This is a genomic window from Streptomyces nymphaeiformis (genome assembly GCF_014203895.1).
Taxonomy (GTDB): Bacteria; Actinomycetota; Actinomycetes; order Streptomycetales; family Streptomycetaceae; genus Streptomyces; species Streptomyces nymphaeiformis.
On the sequence record NZ_JACHJY010000012.1, the window covers coordinates 70329 to 89184 of the forward strand.

At 73.7% G+C, this 18856-nt stretch carries 17 protein-coding genes; 3 read left to right on the top strand and 14 right to left on the bottom strand.

What is annotated here, in order from left to right:
* Positions 1-6: 6 nt before the first annotated feature.
* From GGE06_RS35055 to GGE06_RS35065, 3 genes are read right to left on the bottom strand one after another with little or no spacing between them, the layout of a single operon-like run.
* Positions 7-1605, bottom strand: coding sequence for an acyl-CoA carboxylase subunit beta (locus tag GGE06_RS35055; RefSeq protein WP_184932687.1), 1599 nt, complete (start codon positions 1603-1605; stop codon positions 7-9).
* Complete coding sequence (locus GGE06_RS35060; protein ID WP_184932688.1) at positions 1602-3272, bottom strand: acyclic terpene utilization AtuA family protein; 1671 nt, start codon at positions 3270-3272, stop codon at positions 1602-1604. Before GGE06_RS35060 ends, GGE06_RS35055 begins: the two co-directional genes overlap by 4 nt.
* A complete protein-coding gene (locus tag GGE06_RS35065; protein ID WP_184932689.1) occupies positions 3272-4060 on the bottom strand; it encodes a TIGR03084 family metal-binding protein in 789 nt (262 codons plus the stop codon). The genes GGE06_RS35060 and GGE06_RS35065 overlap by 1 nt, the downstream gene beginning before the upstream one ends.
* Positions 4061-4290: 230 nt before the next feature.
* Here GGE06_RS35065 and GGE06_RS35070 point away from each other — a divergent pair, with 230 nt between their 5' ends.
* Positions 4291-6789 carry an FtsX-like permease family protein gene (locus tag GGE06_RS35070; RefSeq protein ID WP_184932690.1) on the top strand — a complete coding sequence of 833 codons (2499 nt, stop codon included), beginning with the start codon at positions 4291-4293 and terminating at the stop codon, positions 6787-6789.
* On the opposite strand, the gene GGE06_RS35075 is transcribed toward GGE06_RS35070, so the two are convergent.
* Positions 6786-7208: a hypothetical protein gene (locus GGE06_RS35075; protein ID WP_116159534.1), complete on the bottom strand. Its 423-nt coding sequence runs from the start codon at positions 7206-7208 to the stop codon at positions 6786-6788. The two genes, GGE06_RS35070 and GGE06_RS35075, sit on opposite strands and share 4 nt — an antisense overlap.
* Before the next feature lie 113 nt (positions 7209-7321).
* Positions 7322-8605 (bottom strand): acyl-CoA dehydrogenase family protein, encoded by a 1284-nt coding sequence (locus GGE06_RS35080; protein WP_116159535.1) that lies wholly within the window; start codon positions 8603-8605, stop codon positions 7322-7324.
* 161 nt (positions 8606-8766) lie between these two features.
* Here GGE06_RS35080 and GGE06_RS35085 point away from each other — a divergent pair, with 161 nt between their 5' ends.
* On the top strand, positions 8767-9345 hold the full coding sequence (locus GGE06_RS35085; protein WP_116159536.1) for a TetR family transcriptional regulator: 579 nt from the start codon (positions 8767-8769) through the stop codon (positions 9343-9345).
* A 533-nt stretch (positions 9346-9878) separates the two neighbouring features.
* Here the strand turns inward: GGE06_RS35085 and GGE06_RS35090 are convergent.
* The 3 genes from GGE06_RS35090 to GGE06_RS35100 are packed head-to-tail and all read right to left on the bottom strand — an operon-like array spanning position 9879 to position 12102.
* Positions 9879-10640, bottom strand: a complete 762-nt coding sequence (locus GGE06_RS35090; RefSeq protein ID WP_116159537.1) for an HAD family hydrolase — start codon at positions 10638-10640, stop codon at positions 9879-9881.
* Positions 10637-11050, bottom strand: coding sequence for a LysR family transcriptional regulator (locus tag GGE06_RS42980; protein WP_246532924.1), 414 nt, complete (start codon positions 11048-11050; stop codon positions 10637-10639). Before GGE06_RS42980 ends, GGE06_RS35090 begins: the two co-directional genes overlap by 4 nt.
* Before the next feature lie 53 nt (positions 11051-11103).
* Positions 11104-12102 carry a ScbA/BarX family gamma-butyrolactone biosynthesis protein gene (locus GGE06_RS35100; RefSeq protein ID WP_184932691.1) on the bottom strand — a complete coding sequence of 333 codons (999 nt, stop codon included), beginning with the start codon at positions 12100-12102 and terminating at the stop codon, positions 11104-11106.
* A gap of 121 nt (positions 12103-12223) precedes the next feature.
* Between GGE06_RS35100 and GGE06_RS35105 the strand changes: the two genes are divergently transcribed.
* On the top strand, positions 12224-12907 hold the full coding sequence (locus GGE06_RS35105) for a ScbR family autoregulator-binding transcription factor (protein ID WP_221518882.1): 684 nt from the start codon (positions 12224-12226) through the stop codon (positions 12905-12907).
* 94 nt (positions 12908-13001) lie between these two features.
* Here GGE06_RS35105 and GGE06_RS35110 read toward each other — a convergent pair whose 3' ends face one another.
* The 6 genes from GGE06_RS35110 to GGE06_RS35135 form a co-directional block, all read right to left on the bottom strand.
* Entirely contained in the window at positions 13002-14045 is a 1044-nt protein-coding gene (locus GGE06_RS35110; RefSeq protein ID WP_116159539.1) for a DMT family transporter, read from the bottom strand.
* Positions 14046-14189: 144 nt separating this feature from the next.
* Positions 14190-15788: a class I adenylate-forming enzyme family protein gene (locus GGE06_RS35115; RefSeq protein WP_116159540.1), complete on the bottom strand. Its 1599-nt coding sequence runs from the start codon at positions 15786-15788 to the stop codon at positions 14190-14192.
* A 32-nt stretch (positions 15789-15820) separates the two neighbouring features.
* On the bottom strand, positions 15821-17482 hold the full coding sequence (locus GGE06_RS35120) for an aminotransferase class I/II-fold pyridoxal phosphate-dependent enzyme (protein ID WP_116159541.1): 1662 nt from the start codon (positions 17480-17482) through the stop codon (positions 15821-15823).
* Between the two features lie 148 nt (positions 17483-17630).
* The gene (locus GGE06_RS35125; protein WP_116159542.1) at positions 17631-18002 is read right to left on the bottom strand and encodes a hypothetical protein; all 372 of its coding nucleotides are present in this window, start codon (positions 18000-18002) and stop codon (positions 17631-17633) included.
* Positions 18003-18012: 10 nt separating this feature from the next.
* Positions 18013-18195 (bottom strand): DUF1272 domain-containing protein, encoded by a 183-nt coding sequence (locus GGE06_RS35130; RefSeq protein ID WP_184932692.1) that lies wholly within the window; start codon positions 18193-18195, stop codon positions 18013-18015.
* A gap of 123 nt (positions 18196-18318) precedes the next feature.
* The gene (locus GGE06_RS35135; protein ID WP_184932693.1) at positions 18319-18696 is read right to left on the bottom strand and encodes a VOC family protein; all 378 of its coding nucleotides are present in this window, start codon (positions 18694-18696) and stop codon (positions 18319-18321) included.
* Positions 18697-18856: the final 160 nt, after the last annotated feature.

An 18856-nucleotide genomic window follows, 5' to 3' on the forward strand; every position in this document is an offset into this window, starting at 1 on the left:
AGTGCCTCACATTCGGAAGACGCCGAAGCCGCCGCGCGCGCCCTCGACCGGTGCCGTGTGGATCGCGGAGAGGCACAGCCCGAGGACCGTGCGGGTGTCGCGGGGGTCGATGACCCCGTCGTCGTAGAGCCGGCCGGAGAGGAACATCGGCAGCGACTCGGACTCGATCTGCGCCTCGACGAGCGCCCGCAGCCCGGCGTCGGCCTCGTCGTCGTACGGCTGCCCCTTCGCCGCCGCCGAAGCGCGCGCCACGATGGACAGCACCCCGGCGAGCTGCTGCGGGCCCATGACGGCGGACTTCGCGCTGGGCCAGGCGAAGAGGAAGCGCGGGTCGTAGGCCCTGCCGCACATGCCGTAGTGCCCGGCGCCGTACGAGGCCCCCATGAGGACGGAGAGGTGGGGGACCTTCGAGTTCGACACCGCGTTGATCATCATGGCGCCGTGCTTGATGATGCCGCCCTGCTCGTACTCCCTGCCGACCATGTAGCCGGTGGTGTTGTGGAGGAAGACCAGCGGGATGTCGCGCTGGTTGGCGAGCTGGATGAACTGGGCGGCCTTCTGCGACTCGGCCGAGAAGAGCACGCCCTGCGCGTTGGCGAGGATGCCGACCGGGTAGCCGTGCAGCCGGGCCCAGCCCGTGGTGAGCGAGGTCCCGTACAGCGGCTTGAACTCGTCGAAGTCCGAGCCGTCGACGATCCGGGCGATCACCTCGCGCGGGTCGAAGGGGGTCTTGAGGTCCCCGGGGACGATCCCGAGGAGCTCCTCGGGGTCGTACTCGGGGGGTTCGGCGAACGCCGGGTCCGGGTGGGCCTTGCGGTGGTTGAGGCGGGCCACGATCCGGCGGGCCTGGCGGATCGCGTCGGCCTCGTCGACGGCGTAGTGGTCGGCGAGACCGCTCGTGCGCGCGTGCATCTCGGCGCCGCCGAGGGACTCGTCGTCGCTCTCCTCGCCCGTCGCCATCTTCACCAGCGGCGGGCCGCCGAGGAACACCTTCGACCGCTCCCTGATCATCACGGCGTGGTCGGACATGCCGGGGACGTACGCGCCGCCGGCCGTCGAGTTGCCGAAGACGACGGCGACCGTCGGGATGCCGGCGGCGGAGAGGCGGGTGAGGTCGCGGAAGAGCGCCCCGCCCGGGATGAAGATCTCCTTCTGGGAGGGCAGGTCGGCGCCACCGGACTCGACGAGCGAGATGACGGGCAGCCGGTTGGCGTACGCGATCTCGTTGGCCCGCAGGGCCTTCTTCAGCGTCCACGGGTTGGAGGCGCCGCCGCGGACGGTCGGGTCGTTGGCGGTGATCAGGCACTCCACGCCCTCGACGACCCCGATGCCGGTCACCAGGGAGGCCCCCACGGTGTAGTCGCTGCCCCAGGCGGCGAGCGGCGACAGCTCCAGGAAGGGGCTGTCGGGGTCGACGAGCAGCTCGATCCGCTCGCGGGCGAGCAGCTTGCCGCGCTTCTTGTGGCGGGCGGTGTACTTCTCGCCGCCGCCCGCGAGGGCCTTGGCGTGCTCGGCGTCGAGGGCGGCGAGCTTGTCGAGCATGGCGGCGCGGTGGGCCGCGTAGTCGGGTCCGCCCGTGTCGAGGGCGGAGGCGAGGACGGTCACAGCAGTTCCTCCGGTACGTCTACGTGGCGCGAGCGGAGCCATTCGCCGAGGGCCTTGGCCTGGGGGTCGAAGCGGGCCTGGGAGGCGACGCCCTCGCCGAGGATCCCGGCGACCGTGAAGTTCACGGCGCGGAGGTGCGGGAGGAGGTGCCGGGCGACGGCCAGGCCGGCGGTCTCCGGAAGGAGTTCCCTGACCTTCTCCACCGTCAGGGCGTGGGCGAGCCAGCGCCACTCCTCGTCCGTGCGGACCCACACGCCGACGTTCGCGTCGCCGCCCTTGTCGCCGCTGCGGGCCCCCGCGATCCGGCCGAGGGGCACGCTCCGGGTCGGCCCCTCGGGGAGGGGCGGCGGAAGCTCCGGGTCGGGTACGGGTTCCAGGTCCCGGGTCTTCGGGGGCACGGGGATCTCCCGGCGGGTCCCGTCGGGGAGCACCGCCGTGTGAGGGACCTCGGCGGCGGGCGCGTACGCGGTCTCGAAGACCCCGTAGGGGGCGCCCTTGCCGGGCGGGGCGGTGACGTGGAAGCCGGGGTAGCTGGCGAGGGCGAGTTCGATGGCGGCGCCGGTGACGGTGCGGCCGACCTTCTCCGGGTCCCGGTCGCGGACGACGAGGCGGAGCAGGGCGCTCGCGGTCTCCTCGGTGGGGGCGTCGGGGCGGTCGGTGCGGGCCAGTTCCCAGCGGACCCCGGCGGGCGGGTTCTCGGCCAGGGCGTCGGCGATCTGCTCCTGGAGGAGGGCGGCCTTGTCCTCGATGTCGAGGCCGGTGAGGACGAAGACGACCTCGTTGCGGAAGCCGCCGAGCCTGCTGAGCCCGACCTTGAGCGTCGGGGGCGGGGCCTCGCCCCGTACGCCCGTGATCCTGACCCTGTCGGGGCCCTCCTGGGTGAGCCGGACGGTGTCGAGGCGGGCGGTCACGTCGGGGCCGGGGTAGCGGGCGCCGGCCGTCTCGTAGAGGAGCTGGGCGGTGACCGTACCGGTGTCGACGAGGCCGCCGGTGCCGGGGTGCTTGGTGATGACCGCGCTGCCGTCGGCGTGGAGTTCGGCGACCGGGAAGCCGGGGCGGCGCACGTCGTGGCCCCGGAAGAAGGCGTAGTTGCCGCCGGTGGCCTGGGTGCCGCACTCCAGGACGTGCCCGGCGACGACCGCGCCCGCCAGCTCGTCGTACGCCTCCGGGCCCCAGCCGAAGTGCCACTGCGCGGGGCCGGTGACGAGGGCGGCGTCGGTGACCCGGCCGGTGACGACGACGTCGGCGCCGGCGGCGAGGCAGGCGGCGATGCCGGCACCGCCGAGGTAGGCGTTGGCGGTCAGCGCGCCGTCGGGCGGCGGCAGCCGGTCGCCCTCGACGTGGGCGACACGGGTCGGCAGGCCGAGCTTCGCGGCGAGGGCGCGCAGGGCGTCGGCGAGCCCGGCGGGGTGGAGGCCGCCCGCGTTGGCGACGATCCGGACGCCGCGCTCGTGGGCGAGGCCGAGGCCCTCCTCCATCTGGCGCAGAAAGGTCTTCGCGTACCCGGCGGCAGGGTCCTTCAGCTGGTCGCGGCCGAGGATGAGCATGGTCAGCTCGGCGAGGTAGTCGCCGGTGAGGACGTCGAGTTCACCGCCGGTGAGCATCTCGCGGACGGCGTCGAAGCGGTCGCCGTAGAAGCCGGAGGCGTTGCCGATGCGGAGTGCCATCAGGCCCCCTCGGGGGTACGGCCGCCGCCCGCCGGGCCCGCGAAGGCCTGGGCGATGCCGAGCCAGCGCTCGGCGTCCTCGCCCTCGGCGATCAGGGCGGTGTCGTCGCGGTGGACGCGCTGGGTGACGAGGAGGCAGAAGTCGAGGGCGGGTCCGGTGACGCGCTGGGCGGCGTCCTCGGGTCCGTACGTCCACAACGACCCGTAGGGCGCCTGGAGTTCGACCCGGAACGGCTCGACGGGCGCCGGGACGCCCCGTACGAGGTAGGCGTAGTCGCGGGCGCGGTGGCCGATCCAGGCGACGTGCCGGAGCCGGGCGGTGGGCGTGCGGACCACGCGGAGGGCGTCGGCGACGTCCTGGCCGTGCGCCCAGGTCTCCATGAGCCGGGCGGTGGCCATGGCGGGGGCGCTCATCGGGGGCCCGTACCAGGGGAACCTGACGCCGGGCGGGACCGCGCGCAGGGCCTCCTGGAGCTGCTCGCGTCCGGTGCGCCAGCGGGCGAGGAGCTCCTCGGCGGGCAGTTCCGCGCCCTCCTCCGCGCCCTCGTCGACGAAGCGGTCGGGGGCTTCGATCGCCTTCTCGGCCTCGGCGGCGAAGGCGTCGGCGTCGGTGGCGGCGAGGAGGGCGGCGCGGTCGGTCCAGGCGAGGTGGGCGATCTGATGGGCGATCGTCCAGCCGGGGGCGGGGGTCTGGGCCCTCCACTGCTCCTCGCTCAACTCTCCGACGAGACGGTCGAGTTCTTCACTCTCGTCGCGCAGGTCGTCGAGGACTTCGACGGGGTCGGACACGGGGCGCTCCCCTCGGGGGACGGACGGGTCACGGGCCTTCGCCGAGGAGCATGCCAGCGCGACCAGAAACAATCAAGCGTGCTTGCTTTAGTTTCGCCGCCCTGACCGCGCCCCGCCGCCCGTCATACCCGAGAGGTACGCGCGGGCGGTGCCCTGACCTCTTCGGTATGACTCCGAATCCGCCCTCGTGGGGCCGTGTTCGGGCCGTACCCCCTCCTAGCGTGGACGTCATGTCGCCGTCACTGCTCACCTTCACCCTCAAGGACTTCCGCGCCCAGTTGCGCCGGCTCGTGCTGACCGGGTCCGCCGTCGCCGTCGGGGTGGCGTTCCTCGTCCTCTCCGTCGGCGGCGCCGGGGCGCTCGTGCAGTCGTACGAGCAGTCCGCCGCCGCCGACGTCGGGGACGCCGCCGTCCAGGTCGTCCCGGACGGCACCGGCGGTTCGCTCCCGGCCGGCGCGGCGGCGCGGGCCGGGCGGGTGCCCGAGGTGACGTCGGTGGCGGAGCGGCTCGCCGGTCACGCCAACGTGCTGGCCCCTTCCGGAAGACCCCTGGACGACCGGGCCCTCGTCACCTCGATCGCCGCCGACCCGGCCCTCCGCTGGCAGCGTCTCGACGCCGGGCGCTGGCCCGAGGGGCCCGGTGAGGTCGTCCTCGACCGGGAGAGCGCGGAGCGCGTCGGCGCGGCACCCGGCGGGACCGTACGCCTGACGAAGGCCGACGGCGGCACGGCGGACGTGCGGCTCACCGGCCTGCTCGACACCTCCGCGTCGCAGGCGCTCGGCTCGCAGCCCGCGATCGGCGTGCCGTACGCGCAGGTGCGGACGTACGCGACGGGCGTACGGTCCACCCACCTCGACCTCGCCGTCGCACCGGGCGCGGACCCGCTCGCGGTGGCGAAGGCGGCGAAGAAGGCGCTGGGCGGCGAGGTGTCGGCGTACACGCACGCCGGTGCCGTCGGCAACGCCGTCCAGAGCGCCGGCATGCTGCACGCGGTCGTCATGACCGCCGCCCTGTCCTTCGTCCTCATCGCGATGGCCGTCGCCCGCATGGTCGTCACGAACACCTTCTCCGTCGTCCTCGCCCAACGCACCCGCCAGCTCGCCCTGTTGCGCTGCGTCGGCACCGACCGCGACCAGCTCCTCCGGATCATCCGCCGCCAGGGCCTCCTGCTCGGCGCGCTCGCCTCCGCCACCGGACTCGCGGCGGGCGCGGCGGCCTGCGCGCTCGGCACGGTGCTGCTCGACGGCTTCGCCGACCTCGGGCCGATCGAGGTCTCCCTCATGCCGGGCCCGTGGACGTTCGGCCTCGCCGGGGTGTTCGGGGTGCTGCTCACCCTGTGGGCCGTGCGCAAGCCGGCGCGGACCGCCGCGGCCGTGCCGCCGGTCGCCGCGCTCGCCGCGAGCGGGTCGGCGAAGCTGCCGGAGCCCGGCAGCCGGGCCGTCCGCGAGGCGATCAGCGTGCTGATGCTCGTCGCCGGTGCGGGACTGCTCGTGCTCGGGGCCTTCGGCGGGTCGCCGCTCTCGCTGCTCGCCGTGACGCTCGGCGCGATCCTCACGTTCTTCGCCGTCCTGCGGTACGCCCCGTACCTGCTGCCGCCGCTCGTCGGGCTGCTCGGGCTCGCGCTGCGCCGCCCGTTCGGGACGGTCGGCAGGCTGTCCGTGCAGCAACTGCGGGCCAACGCCCGCCGTACCGCCGCCGCTTCCTCCGCGATGCTCGTCGGCGTGACCGTCGCCGTCTCCGCCGTGACCGCGATCGGCGCGGCGAAGGGCGGCCTGGACGGCATGCTCGCCGGCCGCATGCCCGCCGTCTTCGCCCTCGACCCGGACACCGCCCGGGTGCCCGCCGACGCGATCGCCGCGCTGCGCGCCGAGCGCGGCCTCACCGTCATCCCGGTCCGTACCGCGACCCTCACCGTCGACGGACGGAAGACGGTCGTCGCCGCGGCCGACCCGGCCGGGCTCAACCCGGACGCCGAGGGCGTCGGCGCGGCCCGCGCGCTGAAGGACGGCGAGGCGATCGCGCTCACCGGGCGGCCCGCGCTCAGCGTCGCCGGCACCCGGCTCACGACCGTGTCCGGGGCGGCCGCGCTGCCCCTCTCCCTCTACCCGGAGGCCACGGTGTACGTCACCGGGGCCACCCTCGACCGGCTCGCGCCGGGCGCGGCGACGGTCTCCACCGTCCTGCTCAACCCCGCCGGCGACACCGGTCACGACGAGGCCCGCGCCGCCGTGGACCGGGCGCTCGCCACGCACCCGGAGATCCGGATCGCGGACACCGGGTCCGACGCCGACCTCATCCGCTCCCTGCTCGACCGGATGATGCTGGTGGTCACCGTCCTGCTCGGCTTCTCGATCGCGATCGCCGCGCTCGGCGTCGCCGCGACCCTGATGCTGACGGTGGAGGAGCGCACCCGCGAGTTCGGGATGCTCCGCGCGATCGGCCTCGCGGGCGAGCAGCTGCGCCGGATGCTGACCCTGGAGTCGGTCCTGCTCGCGCTGACCGGCGCGCTCGCCGGAACGCTCCTCGGCCTGGTGTACGGGACGCTGGCCGCCCGCTCCGTCCTGGCGGGCCACGTCTCCGCCCTGGAGTCGCTGGCCGACTCGGGCGGCACGGCCCTGACGGTCCTCGCCATCCTCGCGGCCACGGTCCTCACGGGCGTCGCCGCCTCGGTCCTGCCGGCCCGCCGGGTCCGCCGCATGGTGGTGGTGGACGCGCTCCAGGCGGCTTAGGACCTGGCCTTTCTCCGTACGAGGGAGGCCAGGGCCGTGACGGCGACGACGAGGAGCAGGGAGCGGAGGGGGAGGAGGGTGCCGGGGGCGTCGTCGATCACGTCGATGCCGTTCCCCACGGCGGTGATCCAGGCGATCTCCCCCACGAGCACCATCGGCCCGACCCGCCGCTCCCCCGTGATCAGCATCCCGATCCACAGGACCACCGGCATGACCAGGAAGGTGTTGATGAGCGCCGTGGTGAACGCCTGGTCGGCGGAGTATCCGGGCCCGGCGCCGAGCGTCGCGGCCGCCTGACCGGCGAACGACAGGTTGAGCGTGTCGGACAGGATCAGGTGCGACGCGGCGACGCCGAGCGTCGAGACGATCACCGCCTTGAGGAGGCGGGGGGCGCGGGGGGTGGGTGCGGACGGTGCCATGCGCCCTGACTATACGCACGGTCTATACATGGCGTGTATAGACCCCCCTCCGCCTCGACGCGGCAGCCCTTGGGCGGACTCGGACTCCCGGCGGGCTCGGACTCCCGGCGACCTCAGACTCCCGGCGGGAAGACCGTCGCCGCGTAGGCCGCGGCCGCCGGGGCGGGCTGGAGGGCGGCGTGGGCGGCGATCGCGTGGATGTCGCGCCAGGCCCGCTCCAGGCCGCCGCCCGCGACGAGCCCACGGGCGCCGCCGGTACGCATGAGGCGCTCCACCGCGCCGGTGAGGAGGTCGACGGCGAGGGCCGCGTCGCGCTGGTTGAGCGCGACGGCCACGGCCGGGCCGGAAGCCGACCTGTCGGCGCGGGCGGCGGCGGGACTCGCCGTCGCCCCGTCGGCGCGGGCGGCGGACAGGCCGGCAGTCACCCCGTCGGCACCGGCGGCGGAAAGACCCGCGGCAGGACCGTCGGCGCGGGCGGCGGCCGGACCCTCGGCCGCCCCGTCCGCGCGTGCCGCCGCCGTCTCCAGGAGCAGGCGGGCCGCCTCGATCTCGGCCGCGCAGCGGGCCAGGGTCTGCTGGACCGTCGGGTCGTCGGTGAGCGGCCGGCCGTCGGGGAGGCGGCGCCCTCCGACGAGCAGGGTCCAGGCCTCCAGGGCCCCGCGCGCCGCGCCCAGCGCGGGTGCGGCGAAGAGGAGCGCGGCGACCAGCTGGTACGGCACCCGGTGGCAGGGCGCCGCGTCGGCATCGGCCACGCCGGCCAGGGCCTCGCGGAGGAAGGTGCGGTGCTCCGGCACGAACACCCCGTCGACCGTGACGCTGTGGCTGCCGGTGGCGCGGAGCCCGACCGCGTCCCAGGTCTCCCGGATCCCGACCTGCTCGCGCGGCACCGCCAGGACCCGGTAGGCGGGGGCCCCGTCCCCCGAGTGGTCGAGGGAGGCGAGGAGCACCCAGTCGGCGTGCTCGACGCCGCTGGCGAAGGCCCACTCCCCCGACAGGGTCCAGCCGCCGGGCACCCGGGCGAGCCGGCCGGCCGGGGGCACGATCGCCGCCGCGATCCGTACGTCGGGCGAGTCGCCCCACAGGTCGCGCCGCCCCTCCTCCGGCAGGTGCGCGGCGAGGCGGGCGTGGGCGGCGAGCAGTACCGCGCACCAGGCGGCGGAGGCGCAGGCCGTGCCGGCGTCGGCGACCGTGTCGAGCAGTTCGGCGAAGCGTCCGGCTCTGCCGCCCCAGCGGCGGGGCACGAAGTGCCGGGCGAGGCCGGCGGCGGTCATCGCCTCGACGACCTCGGGGTGGAGCCGCCCGGTCCGCTCCGCCTCCTCCGCGTGCCGCGCGGCGGCGGCCCGGAGGTGCCCGGCGGCGAGGGCGGGGAGGGTCGCGGGGGCGTCGACGACTGTCATGGCACGTACTCCTTGGAAGTGGAGGTTCAGTGGTGGTGCTGATGCGAGTAGCAAAAAATTCGGTCCGGAAGGTATTTTCTGAGAGCCCGTCATGAGAGACATGGAGGGTGCTACAGCGGAAGGGAGGCGGACACCCGGTGAGGCAACAGGACAGGGCCCGCATGACCTATGACCTGGTGCTCGGCGCGGCAGCGGCCGAGTTCGCCCTGCACGGATTCGAGGGGACGAACCTGGCCGACATCACGGCCCGCACCGGCCTGACCAAGGGGGCTCTCTACGGACACTTCTCCTCGAAAGCCGACCTCGGCGGCGAACTGACCCGCTCCTTCGAGTCGGCCTGGGCCGACGCCCTCGCCACCGCCGCCGGCGAGGCGGAGGAGAGCGGCGCGGCACTGCCCGCCCTGCGGAGACTGCTCCTCGACCTCGCCCACAGGGTGCACGAGGACCTGCCCTTCGCCGCCGGGCTGCGTCTGGTCATGGACGCCGCCCGCGCCGAGGGGGCCGTCCCCGGCGCCCTCGGCACGCTGTGCGAAGTCGTGGAGCGCCTGATCCGCAAGGGCCAGGGAGAGGGCACCGTCCGCACCACCCACCCGGCCGACCTGCTGGCCCGGCTCGTGGTGGCCCTTCTCGTCGGTGCGCCCGCCGTGGTGACGGCGACGGACACGACGGGTCCCGCCGAGCTGGTGAGCGAGGTCTGGGACATCCTGGAGCCCGCGCTGTCGGGCTCCCGTGGCGGCTGAGCGAGGCCGGGCGGGGGCGGGTCCGCGCAGTCGGGGGTTGCGCGGGCGGTGCCCCCTGCGCGTCCGGGTGTACGGACGTCACCTCTGTGCAGGTGAGGCTGCACAGACGGGACTTGCACGGGTGGGGCTTACGCAGGTGGGGCTGCGCGAGCGGGACGTAGACGGGTGGAACGTGCGCAGGTGGGGCTGCGCGAGCGGGACGTGCACGTGGGCGAACTTGCGCAGGTGGGGACCGCACAAGCAGGACTTGCACACGTGGGGACCGCACAAACGTGACTTGCGCACGTGGGGGCTGCACAGGCAGGGCTTGCGCAAGTGGGGTCGTACGAGCCGGACTCGCCCATGCGGGGGCTGCGCACGTGGGGGCCGCCAGGACCGCGGCTGCGCCATGAGCGTCGGGCTCGGGGAAGTCGCCCGGCCCTAGGAGCCGCCGTGGCGGCGGGGCTCTCGTGCGGGCGGGGGTTCGGGGAGGATCGGCGGGGCTTCCGTGACGGGCTGCGGCGGCGGGTGGGTCCGCGCCCAGGTCCGGAGCTTCAAGCCGCCTGTGGTGCCAGGGTGCGCGCGGCCACCGGGAGGCCGGCCGGGGACCCGGCGGGCAGGGCCGGTGGACGTGGGGCGGCCGGCGCCGGGCCCGGCAGCCAGGACCAGGTGGCCGTCTCTGAGGGCGGGGCGGAGATCGGCCCGTCGCCCACGAGGACCGGATGGCCGACGGAGCGCAGCAGGGGCAGATCGCTCTCGTCGTCGGCGTAGACGTGGCAGTCCCCGGCGGAGAGGCCGAAGGCCGTCATGATCCGGCGGGCGGCCTCGGCCTTCGGCTCGCCGATCATCGGCGGGCCGGTCAGTTCCCCGGTGAGGACGCCCTCCGAGGTCACCTCGGGCACGGTGCACACCACGAGGTCGGCTCCGACCTCCCGGGCCAGCGGGTCGAGGCAGGCGGAGAAGGCTCCGGAGACGAGGACGATCAGGTCGCCGGCGTCGCGGTGGCGGCGCAGCGCCTCGTACACGGGGCGGTGGAGCAGCCCTCCGGCCCGGGCCTTCTCGTACCACTCGCGGCCGCTGGTCTCGAGGTCGTCGAGGTGGCTGCCGGCGAGGAAGCGGAAGAAGGAACGGTTCACCTCTTCGCGGGGGACGCCCTCGTCGATCTGGCGCTGGAGCGAGGCGCGGGCGGTGGCGAGCCTGCGGGCGGCCACCTCTCCCCGTCCCCAGTGGCGGGCGAGGACGCAGGCCATGCTCTTGCAGGTGATGAGGGTCTCGTCCACGTCGAAGAACGCGGCCCGGGCGGGGGCGATGCTCATGCTCTTCCCCCTCTGTCTCCGAGGCGGCTGCCGGCCGCGCGGCTCTGGCCCAGGCGGCTGGTACCGCGGCCCAGCGGGGTCATCCGCCGGTCCGGCGGGGTCATGCGCCGGTCGGCCACCGTGCGGCCGTTCGCCGCGACGGGGGCGGGGGCGGGGTCGGCGATCTCGTACTGCGCCGTCTCGACGAGTTCGAGGATCTGCTCCGCCAGCGGGCGCAGCCGCGCACCGGCGGGGGTGAGTTCCACGGAACGGTTGCCGCGCCGCTGGAACAGCGAGGCTCCCATGTCCTCTTCCAGGCCCTTGATCTGCGCGGTCACCGCGGGCTGGGAGTAGTGCAGGTTGTGGGCCGCGCGGGTGAAGCTGAGTTCGCGGGCCACTTCGCGGAAGGCCCGTAAGTGCTGGAGTTCCATCCTTCTGCCTTTCTACGCTCGTCCGTTCTTCCTCTGAAGGTGGAGCCGTACGGTCACGCGCAGCGGGCCACCGCGGTGGCGAGGACGCGGCCGCCCTGGGTCGCGGAGAGGCGCACCCGTCCGTCCTCCGTCGGCGTGGCCTCGACGGCCACGGCCTCGGCCAGCTCGCCGAAGACGGCGAAGTCGGCGTCGAGCGTGGTCAGCGCTGCGCCTCCCGCCGTCTGCCGGGCCGCCTGCCGGAAGGCCTCCAGGAGCAGCATCCCGGGCACGTGGTCCGAGGGGTGCTCGAAGTAGCCGGGGTGCGTGGGGTCGACGTGCAACCGCCATTCCGCGGCGCCGAACGGCCGGGTCCGCTCCTCCGCGGCGGGTACGGGGCGCAGGACGCCGCGGTCGTCGGCGGAGCCCACGCCCGTCCCGTACGCGGAAGCCCCCTGGTCCATGGCCACGGCCGCGCCCGCGGTCTCGGCGACCCGGCCTCGCTGGCGCAGCCGCCCGTACCGTACGCCGTCGATGACGACGACCCCGGCGGAGGCGCGGGCGCATTCGCGGCCCCCGACCTCGATCACCATGTCGAAGCGGGCGTCGAAGCGGCGCGGGTTGCGTGCTCCGGCGGGCGTCACGACCTTCACGTCGAGGACCACCGCGAGCGGACCGCAGCCGACCCGGAGGGCGGCCGGGTCGCTGATGCGCAGCGACAGCGCCTTGAAGATGAAGTGGTGGCCGATCGGCACGTCGTGGTAGCGGTGGCTCAGGAAGATGCCGGCCTGGCGTACGGTCTCGACGAGCAGCATGAAGTCGCACTGCCCGGTCTCCTCCGGGCGGTACAGCGCGTGGTTCCGGGGCAGTTGCGCACCGACCAGGAAGCGGTCGGCCCCGGCGACGGCCGCGTCGGTGAGGAAGACCTCCGTCACCGAGGCGCGGTGCACGAACCGGCGGGAGATCGTGCGGTCGAAGCTCAGGCCGTCCTTGGCCTCCCGGATGAGCGACTCCAGGGACTCGACGGGCGTGAGCGCTTCGGCGGGTAACACGTTCTGCAGCACACCGATGGACATCCTTATCCCCCTCAAGGTGAATCATCGTGGCGACGAGGGACCTCGGTGGCCCCTCGGCAGCAAGAAATATACCTTCGAGAATGTATATTGCAAGGCGTAGGAACGAGAGAGGCGGACAGGCATGGCGACGACACCCCGAAGCGAACCCAAGCAACGCACCACCGATCCCCGGCAACGCGGCACCGACCCGAAGCCCCGCACCGACCCGAAGCCCCGCAGCGAACCGAAGCAGGAGCGGGCCCGGCGCACGAAGGTGCACATCCTCCAGTCGGCCGCCGAGCTCTTCGCCGAGCGCGGCTACGCCACCGTCACGCTCCAGGACGTGGCCGAACGCGCGGAGATGACCAAGGGCGCGGTGTACTTCCACTACACGAACAAGGAGGCCCTCGCGGTCGCGGTCGTGCAGGAGCACTACGCCCGCTGGCCCGAGATCCTCGACGGCGCCGAGGGCGACCACGAGGCGCCGTTCGACCGGCTCACCGCCGTCCTCGACACGGTCACCCGGGCGTTCGCGCGGGACATCGTCGTCCAGGCCGGCGCGCGGCTCCAGATCGAGCGGGCCCTCATCGACGCCGAGCTCCCCGAGCCGTACGTCGGCTGGGAGGACTACCTCAGCCGGCTGATCGGCGAGGCGAAGGACGCGGGGCAACTGCGGGCGGGAGTGGAACCCCGCGCGGCGGCCCGCGTCCTCGTCTCCGCCTTCTTCGGCATGCAGCACATCTCGGACGTCCTCAGCGGGCGCAAGGACCTCACCGAGCGGCACCAGGAACTGCAGACCGTCCTCGTCGAAGGGCTGCGCGGCTGACCGGCCGCGTGCCCGCCGTGAGAAGCAGGAGAACGGCGTGGCCTCCCACAGGTGTGGGAGGCCACGCCGTACGCGTGCAGCGGGTCGGGTCCGGTCAGGACCTGCTGCCCGAGGAGACCGGGGCCTGAGCGGAAGCGGAGCCCGTACCGGAAGCCGAACCGGAACCGGAAGCCACGACCGGCGTCGGGGCCGGAGCGGCCGCGGCGGCCTTGGCGGCGACCTTGCGCAGGTACAGGTTGTTGAAGACCAGCGCCGCCGCCGTGAGCGAGGCACCGACGATCTGCATGCCGGCCGGGACGACACCCGTCAGGGCGGAGATCACGAAGGCCGTGATCGGCACGACGTCCATGAAGAGGACGCCGTTGAGCGGGCCGAGGTAGCGGTTGCCGAAGTTCCAGCCGAGGACACCGACGAAGCCGGCGATGACGCTCATGTAGGCGAGCTGGGGCAGGATCGAGCCCACGGCACCGGCCGTCGGGACCGGGACGCCACCGGCGGCCAGGATGATCGCCGTGATCACGGTGGCGCTGGCGAGGCCGAGGACCGTGGTGATGGCCGTGTACTTGATCGGGGACCAGGTCGGGAAGTAGCTCGCGCCCGAGGTGTAGACGACCCAGCACAGTGCGGCGAAGAGCAGCAGCGCGTCGGCGCCGGCGGTCTTCGGGTCGGCGATCAGGGAGCCGATGTCACCGTCGGAGACGACGAGGATGGTGCCGACGAAGGACATCGCGATGAAGACGAGCGAGAACTTCGGCGGAACGACCTTCTTCAGCACCCAGTTCACCAGGAAGCCCATCATGGGCATGGTCGCCATCATGATCGAGGCGTTGAGCGCGCCCCGCGCACCGATGAGGTCCTGGCCGAAGAAGACGAGGAACTGGAAGCCCGCGAAGCCGGCCGTGCCGAACAGCCAGGCCAGACCGATGCGCTCGCCCTTGAGGCGGAGCCCCGCCTTGCCCTCCCGCATCCGCAGGAAGACCAGGAACATCGCACCGGCGATGGTGTACCGCATCACGGTGAAGGTGAAGGGGTCGATGTGCTGGAGGGTGGAGTCCATGAGGGGGAACATCGCACCCCAGGACACCGTGGCCAGGAGGCAGAGGAGGACGCCTCGCGTGTACGTGTTCTGACTGTTCATGATTCTTCCTGTCGGGCCTGAGGCGGCTGGGAGTTGAGGGGAGTGCAGGGAGGGGAGGCGGCCGGGTCCCGGATCCGGAGGAGGGGGTACGGGCTCCGGGACCCGGCCACGCTTGCGGGGGGCTGTGGTGCGTACGGGCGGGGGTCAGACCCCGGCGGACTCCAGCTCGCGGTCGTCCGTCGGCCGGATGTCGAGCAGCGGCAGGACCGACTCCAGGAGCTGGGCGGCCCGGACCTTGCCGGTGGGGCTGTACGGGATGGCCTCGACGGGCACCACGTACGCCGGGAGGCACGGCACCCGGCGGGCGCAGGCGGCGCTGACCGCCCGGTAGCCGCTCTCCTGCCGCTCGGGCGCGACCGGGGTGAAGGGCACGACGAGCACCTCGCCCGCGCCGTCGAGCTTCGTCCGCAGGACGGCCGTCTCGCGGACGCAGGGCAGGTCCATCAGATCGGCTTCGAGGCCGAAGATGTTGACGTCGAGCGGCTTGCCCGCCTCCGCCTTCGCCACGCCGTCGTTGCGGCCGGTGAGTTCGAGCCGGCCCGCCTCGTCGACGAGCCCGCTGTCGCCGGTGAGCAGGAAGCGCTGCGTACGGCCGCCGTAGTCCAGGGTCATGAAGTCGGGCTCGCTCGTCGCGTAGCTGTCCATCAGCTGGTAGCTGGCTATCGCGACCCGGCCGCGGCTGCCCTTGGGGAGCGGCTTGTTGTCGGCGTCGAGGACCACGACGGTGTTGCCGGGCATGGGGCGGCCGGAGCGGCAGGGCGCCACGTGCAGCTCCTCGGGGCCGATCATGACGTTCACGCCGGTCTCGGTCGTCCCGTAGTAGAGGTGGAGCACCGGACCGAGGCGGTCCCAGGCGTTGTTGATGACCCATCGGTTGAGGTGTCGGCCGCCGGAGAGGACGAAGTGCAGGCGTGAGGTCTTGTGCAGGTGCTCGGAGTTCGGGTGGGCGACGACCCGGGCCAGGACCGGCGGCACCATCAGGGTGGTGGAGACGCCCTCGTCCTGGATGATGCGGATGAGCTCCTCGGCGTCGTCGTACGGGCCGAGGACGACCGTGCCGCCCAGGGTGAGGAAGATGCGCGCCCAGCCCGGCCCGGAGGCGTGGTAGAGCGGCACCGTGACGAGGTGGACGTCCTCTTCGTCGAAGGCGTACTGGTCGACGAGGTCGGCGAAGCGGCGGGCCTCGAAGGAGGTGCGGCGGACGACCATCTTCGGGACGCCGCTGGTGCCGGAGGTGAAGGAGAAGGCCTCGAAGGGCTGCTCCACCGGCTGCGGGTCGCCGGGCGCCGACACGAGGAGGTCGGCGAAGCTGACCGCGACGGTCTGCCCGTCGGGCAGGCCCACCGGCTCGCTGTCGATGAATATGTCGAGGATGTCTCTGCCGCCCGGCCAGCCGCACTCCTCGACGAGGGCCCGCTGCTCCTGCGAGGTGATGACGACGGTCGGCTGCAGCTGGTCGAGCGCGGCGGCGGTGGCGACGGGCCCGGCGCTGTAGTCGAGTCCGACGCAGGGGATGCCGAGAGAGCTGACGGCGGCCATGGAGACCACCAGCTCCCAGCTGTTCTCGGCGAGGAAGACCGCGCGGGCCGGCCGGGTGTCGGGCAGCAGGTCCTGGACGGCGCAGGCCACCCGGCTGACCTTGTCGGCGAAGCTCGCCCAGGTCATGCGGGTCTCGCCGTCGACGACGGCGACGCGCTGGGGCCAGCGGGCGGCGTGCTTACGGATGTCCGCGAGCTTGATCATGAGGTGCTCTCCTCGGAGTCGGGGGTGGCGGATCAGCTGGTGACGACGGCGGTCGCGGCGGCCGAGACGGTGGCCGCGGTGGTGCCGGCGGCCGAGACGGCGGCGGCGGCACCGGCGAGCTGCTCGGTGTTGAGGCTGTCGACGGTCAGGTGGTCGGCCGTGGCCGGCACGGAACCGGTGACGGCGGCCTGGACGGCGAGTTCGCGCGCGGAGACGGTCGGGTTCCGCAGCGTGTAGATCTCGCAGCCGCTGGAGCGCAGCTCGTCGATCTGACTGAGCGTCCGCTCGCAGAGCTTCTCGCCGGGCACCGTGATCGGGATGCCGGGCGGGTAGGCGATGATGAAGTGCTCGGAGGTGCCCGTGGCCAGGGCCGCGGAGGCGCTCCGGTAGGTGCGCTGGATGGTGCGCAGGGCGTCGAGCAGCCGCAGCAGCGTCGCCTCGTCCACACCGATGTGGATGTGGAAGAGGACGGCGTCCCCGCTCTCCCGGGCCACGTACAGCGCGTACTCGTCGAAGAGCATCCGCCGGAAGTCGGCCGCCGTGATGCCGAGGGCGCTGATGTCGACGAGGACCCGGGTGGGGTCGTCGCTGACGAGCTGCGCGGCGTCCGTGAGGTGGCCGTCGGGGCCGAGCGGGCGGTACGCGGAGAGCCGCGGGTCCGTGGCGAGCTCGACGCGCAGGGTGCGGGCGAGCCCGAGGGACCGGCCGAGGAGCGACTCGCCCTCGGTCTCGGCCTGGAGCCGGGCCAGGTCCAGGCTGGCGAGCACGGGCCAGCTGGGCGAGGTGGTGTGGTGCTGGAAGAGGGCCTGCGCGGTGCGCTCCTGGGCCTCTCCGTCGCCGATGAGGTGCAGGTAGGAGCCCTGGCGGAGCGCGGACATCGACTTGTGCGCGGAGTGGGTGACGGCCACGTTCATGGCGAGGCGCGGGTCGGCGGCGCGGAGCGTCTCGACGGCGTGCAGCGCGGTGAGCGGGCGCAGCCGGGGGTGGAAGCGGTGCGCCGCGCCCCAGGCCTCGTCGACGAGGACGGAGACGGTGGGGTGGACGGCGGCGAGCTCGGCGAGGACGGTCGGCAGGTCGTACCGGACGCCGTCGTAGGAGACGGCGGAGAGGACGACGGTGTCGAAGGGCCGGCCCTCGGCGGCGGCGGTGCGGAACATCTCCAGGAGCCGGGGAAGGTCCGCGTACGTCCGGGGGCAGCCGTCGCAGCAGCGCTGCATCGGGGCGTACGCGACCTGGACGCCGAGCGAGTTGAGGGCGAAGTGCACCGACTGGTGGCAGGAGCGGTCCGCGAGGACGCGGGAGCCGGGCTGGGTCAGCGCGGTCAGGGCGACCCGGTTGGCGGTGCTCGTGCCGGCGGAGAGGAAGTAGGTGGCGTCGGCCCCGAAGCTGCGGGCCGCGAGGCGCTGGGCCTCGCGGAGCGGCCCCCGCGGCCGGAAGAAGGAGTCGAGCATCGTGCCGCTGTAGGACACGTCGGCCGCGAGCTGCGCGACGCCGAAGAGCGCCTCGTAGGTCTCCCGCATCTGGGAGTCGCGGATAGACCGGCCGTGCGAGAGCGGCAGCGCGTGGAACGTGGCGATGTCACGTCGGGCGACTGCGAGCACGGCGTCAGCGAGGGGGGTCCTGCCGTCCGGGTAGGCCCCGGGACGAGCCGGCAGTGTCGCCGGCTCCGGAGTGGAGCTGGTGGATGCGGTCATGGACCCATGAAATAAAAACCTTCGCGAAGGTATCAACTATCATCAGTGAGACTGATGGAGCCCGTCGGCCGCACCCCCTCCGACCTGCGCGAGCGCCGGGACACCCGAAGAAGCGGATCCCGGCGCTCCGACGCCTGTCCGGTCTCGCCTACTTCACGAGGGTCTCGAAACCGGCCCGGTCGCAGGAGGACACGACGCGCCCCTCGGCCATCACGTCCGCACCCGTGACCGCGGCGACGGTGTCGTCGAGGACGCGGGCGCTGTCCTCGTCGTGCCCCTTGGCGTCGAGCGTCTGTGCGGCGGAGATCACGGTGGGGGCAAGCGCCCCGGCACCTCCGTCCGCGGGGCGGCCCGGCCTCTTCGGGAAGGCGTCCACGGAGTTCCGCGCCTCCTGCCAGGTGCCCAACTTGCCGCAGTAGTCCTGCCAGTACGCCCTCACCTCGTCGGCGTCGGACGACGAACAGCCGCCCAGCAGGACCGCGACGACCAGCGCGGTCAGCGCCCGACTCCCCCTCCGCACGTCCCGCCCCCTAACCGCGGACGCGCCGCGGGCGCGCCACCAGCTCGCCGCCGCAGTTGGGGCAGACGCCGTCCATGGCGTCGGCGCACGGGACGCAGAAGCTGCACTCGAACGAACAGATCCGGGCGGGCCCGTCCGGCACCAGGGCCTCGACCTCGCAGCGCTCGCACCGTTCACGCATCTCCAGGGCCATGACCGGCTCCCCCTCCTCGTACGACTGGCGACCCCTCCATGATCGGCTCTCCCGCGGCCGGCGGAAACAGGCCGGCGGCCAAAGATCAACAGGATCGGGTCAGCAGGGGCCGAGGCCCGCGGTTCAGTGCCTGACCAGGCAGAACGGATGCCCCGCCGGATCCGCGTAGACCCGCCAGCCGCGCCTGCCGGACCCGGCGTCGAGAAGCTTCGCGCCGGCCGCGAGGACCTGCTCCTCGGCCGCGTCCAGGTCGGGGACGCCGAAGTCGAGATGGGACTGCTGGGGGCGCTCCGGGTCCGGCCAGGTCGGCGGGCGGTGATCGGGCACGCCCTGGAAGCAGAGGACGAGACCGCCGGGCGTGTGCAGCGTGGACCAGGCCTCGTCGAGGGACCAGCGCGGGTCGGGCCGATCGACGTCCCCGCCGAGCACGGCCCGGTAGAACACGGCGAGTTCACGGGGCGCGGAACAGTCCAGGACGATGCACTGCAGGTCGGCGATCATGCGCGGATCATAGGCGGGGCCGGGCTGGACCGGGCTGGAGCCGGGCCGGGCCGGAGCCCGGTCGGAGCCGGGCCGGGCCGGAGCCCGGTCGGAGCCGGGCCGGGCCGGAGCCCGGTCGGAGCCGGGCCGGGCCGGAGCCCGGTCGGAGCCGGGCCGGGCC

Excerpts from the sequence above, each read along its gene's own strand:
- GGE06_RS35060 (WP_184932688.1), bottom strand. The coding sequence starts at position 3,272 with ATGGCACTCCGCATCGGCAACGCCTCCGGCTTCTACGGCGACCGCTTC.
- GGE06_RS35070 (WP_184932690.1), top strand. The coding sequence starts at position 4,291 with ATGTCGCCGTCACTGCTCACCTTCACCCTCAAGGACTTCCGCGCCCAG.
- GGE06_RS35075 (WP_116159534.1), bottom strand. The coding sequence starts at position 7,208 with ATGGCACCGTCCGCACCCACCCCCCGCGCCCCCCGCCTCCTCAAGGCG.
- GGE06_RS35080 (WP_116159535.1), bottom strand. The coding sequence starts at position 8,605 with ATGACAGTCGTCGACGCCCCCGCGACCCTCCCCGCCCTCGCCGCCGGG.
- GGE06_RS35085 (WP_116159536.1), top strand. The coding sequence starts at position 8,767 with ATGACCTATGACCTGGTGCTCGGCGCGGCAGCGGCCGAGTTCGCCCTG.
- GGE06_RS35090 (WP_116159537.1), bottom strand. The coding sequence starts at position 10,640 with ATGAGCATCGCCCCCGCCCGGGCCGCGTTCTTCGACGTGGACGAGACC.
- GGE06_RS42980 (WP_246532924.1), bottom strand. The coding sequence starts at position 11,050 with ATGGAACTCCAGCACTTACGGGCCTTCCGCGAAGTGGCCCGCGAACTC.
- GGE06_RS35100 (WP_184932691.1), bottom strand. The coding sequence starts at position 12,102 with ATGTCCATCGGTGTGCTGCAGAACGTGTTACCCGCCGAAGCGCTCACG.
- GGE06_RS35105 (WP_221518882.1), top strand. The coding sequence starts at position 12,224 with ATGGCGACGACACCCCGAAGCGAACCCAAGCAACGCACCACCGATCCC.
- GGE06_RS35110 (WP_116159539.1), bottom strand. The coding sequence starts at position 14,045 with ATGAACAGTCAGAACACGTACACGCGAGGCGTCCTCCTCTGCCTCCTG.
- GGE06_RS35115 (WP_116159540.1), bottom strand. The coding sequence starts at position 15,788 with ATGATCAAGCTCGCGGACATCCGTAAGCACGCCGCCCGCTGGCCCCAG.
- GGE06_RS35120 (WP_116159541.1), bottom strand. The coding sequence starts at position 17,482 with ATGACCGCATCCACCAGCTCCACTCCGGAGCCGGCGACACTGCCGGCT.
- GGE06_RS35130 (WP_184932692.1), bottom strand. The coding sequence starts at position 18,195 with ATGGCCCTGGAGATGCGTGAACGGTGCGAGCGCTGCGAGGTCGAGGCC.
- GGE06_RS35135 (WP_184932693.1), bottom strand. The coding sequence starts at position 18,696 with ATGATCGCCGACCTGCAGTGCATCGTCCTGGACTGTTCCGCGCCCCGT.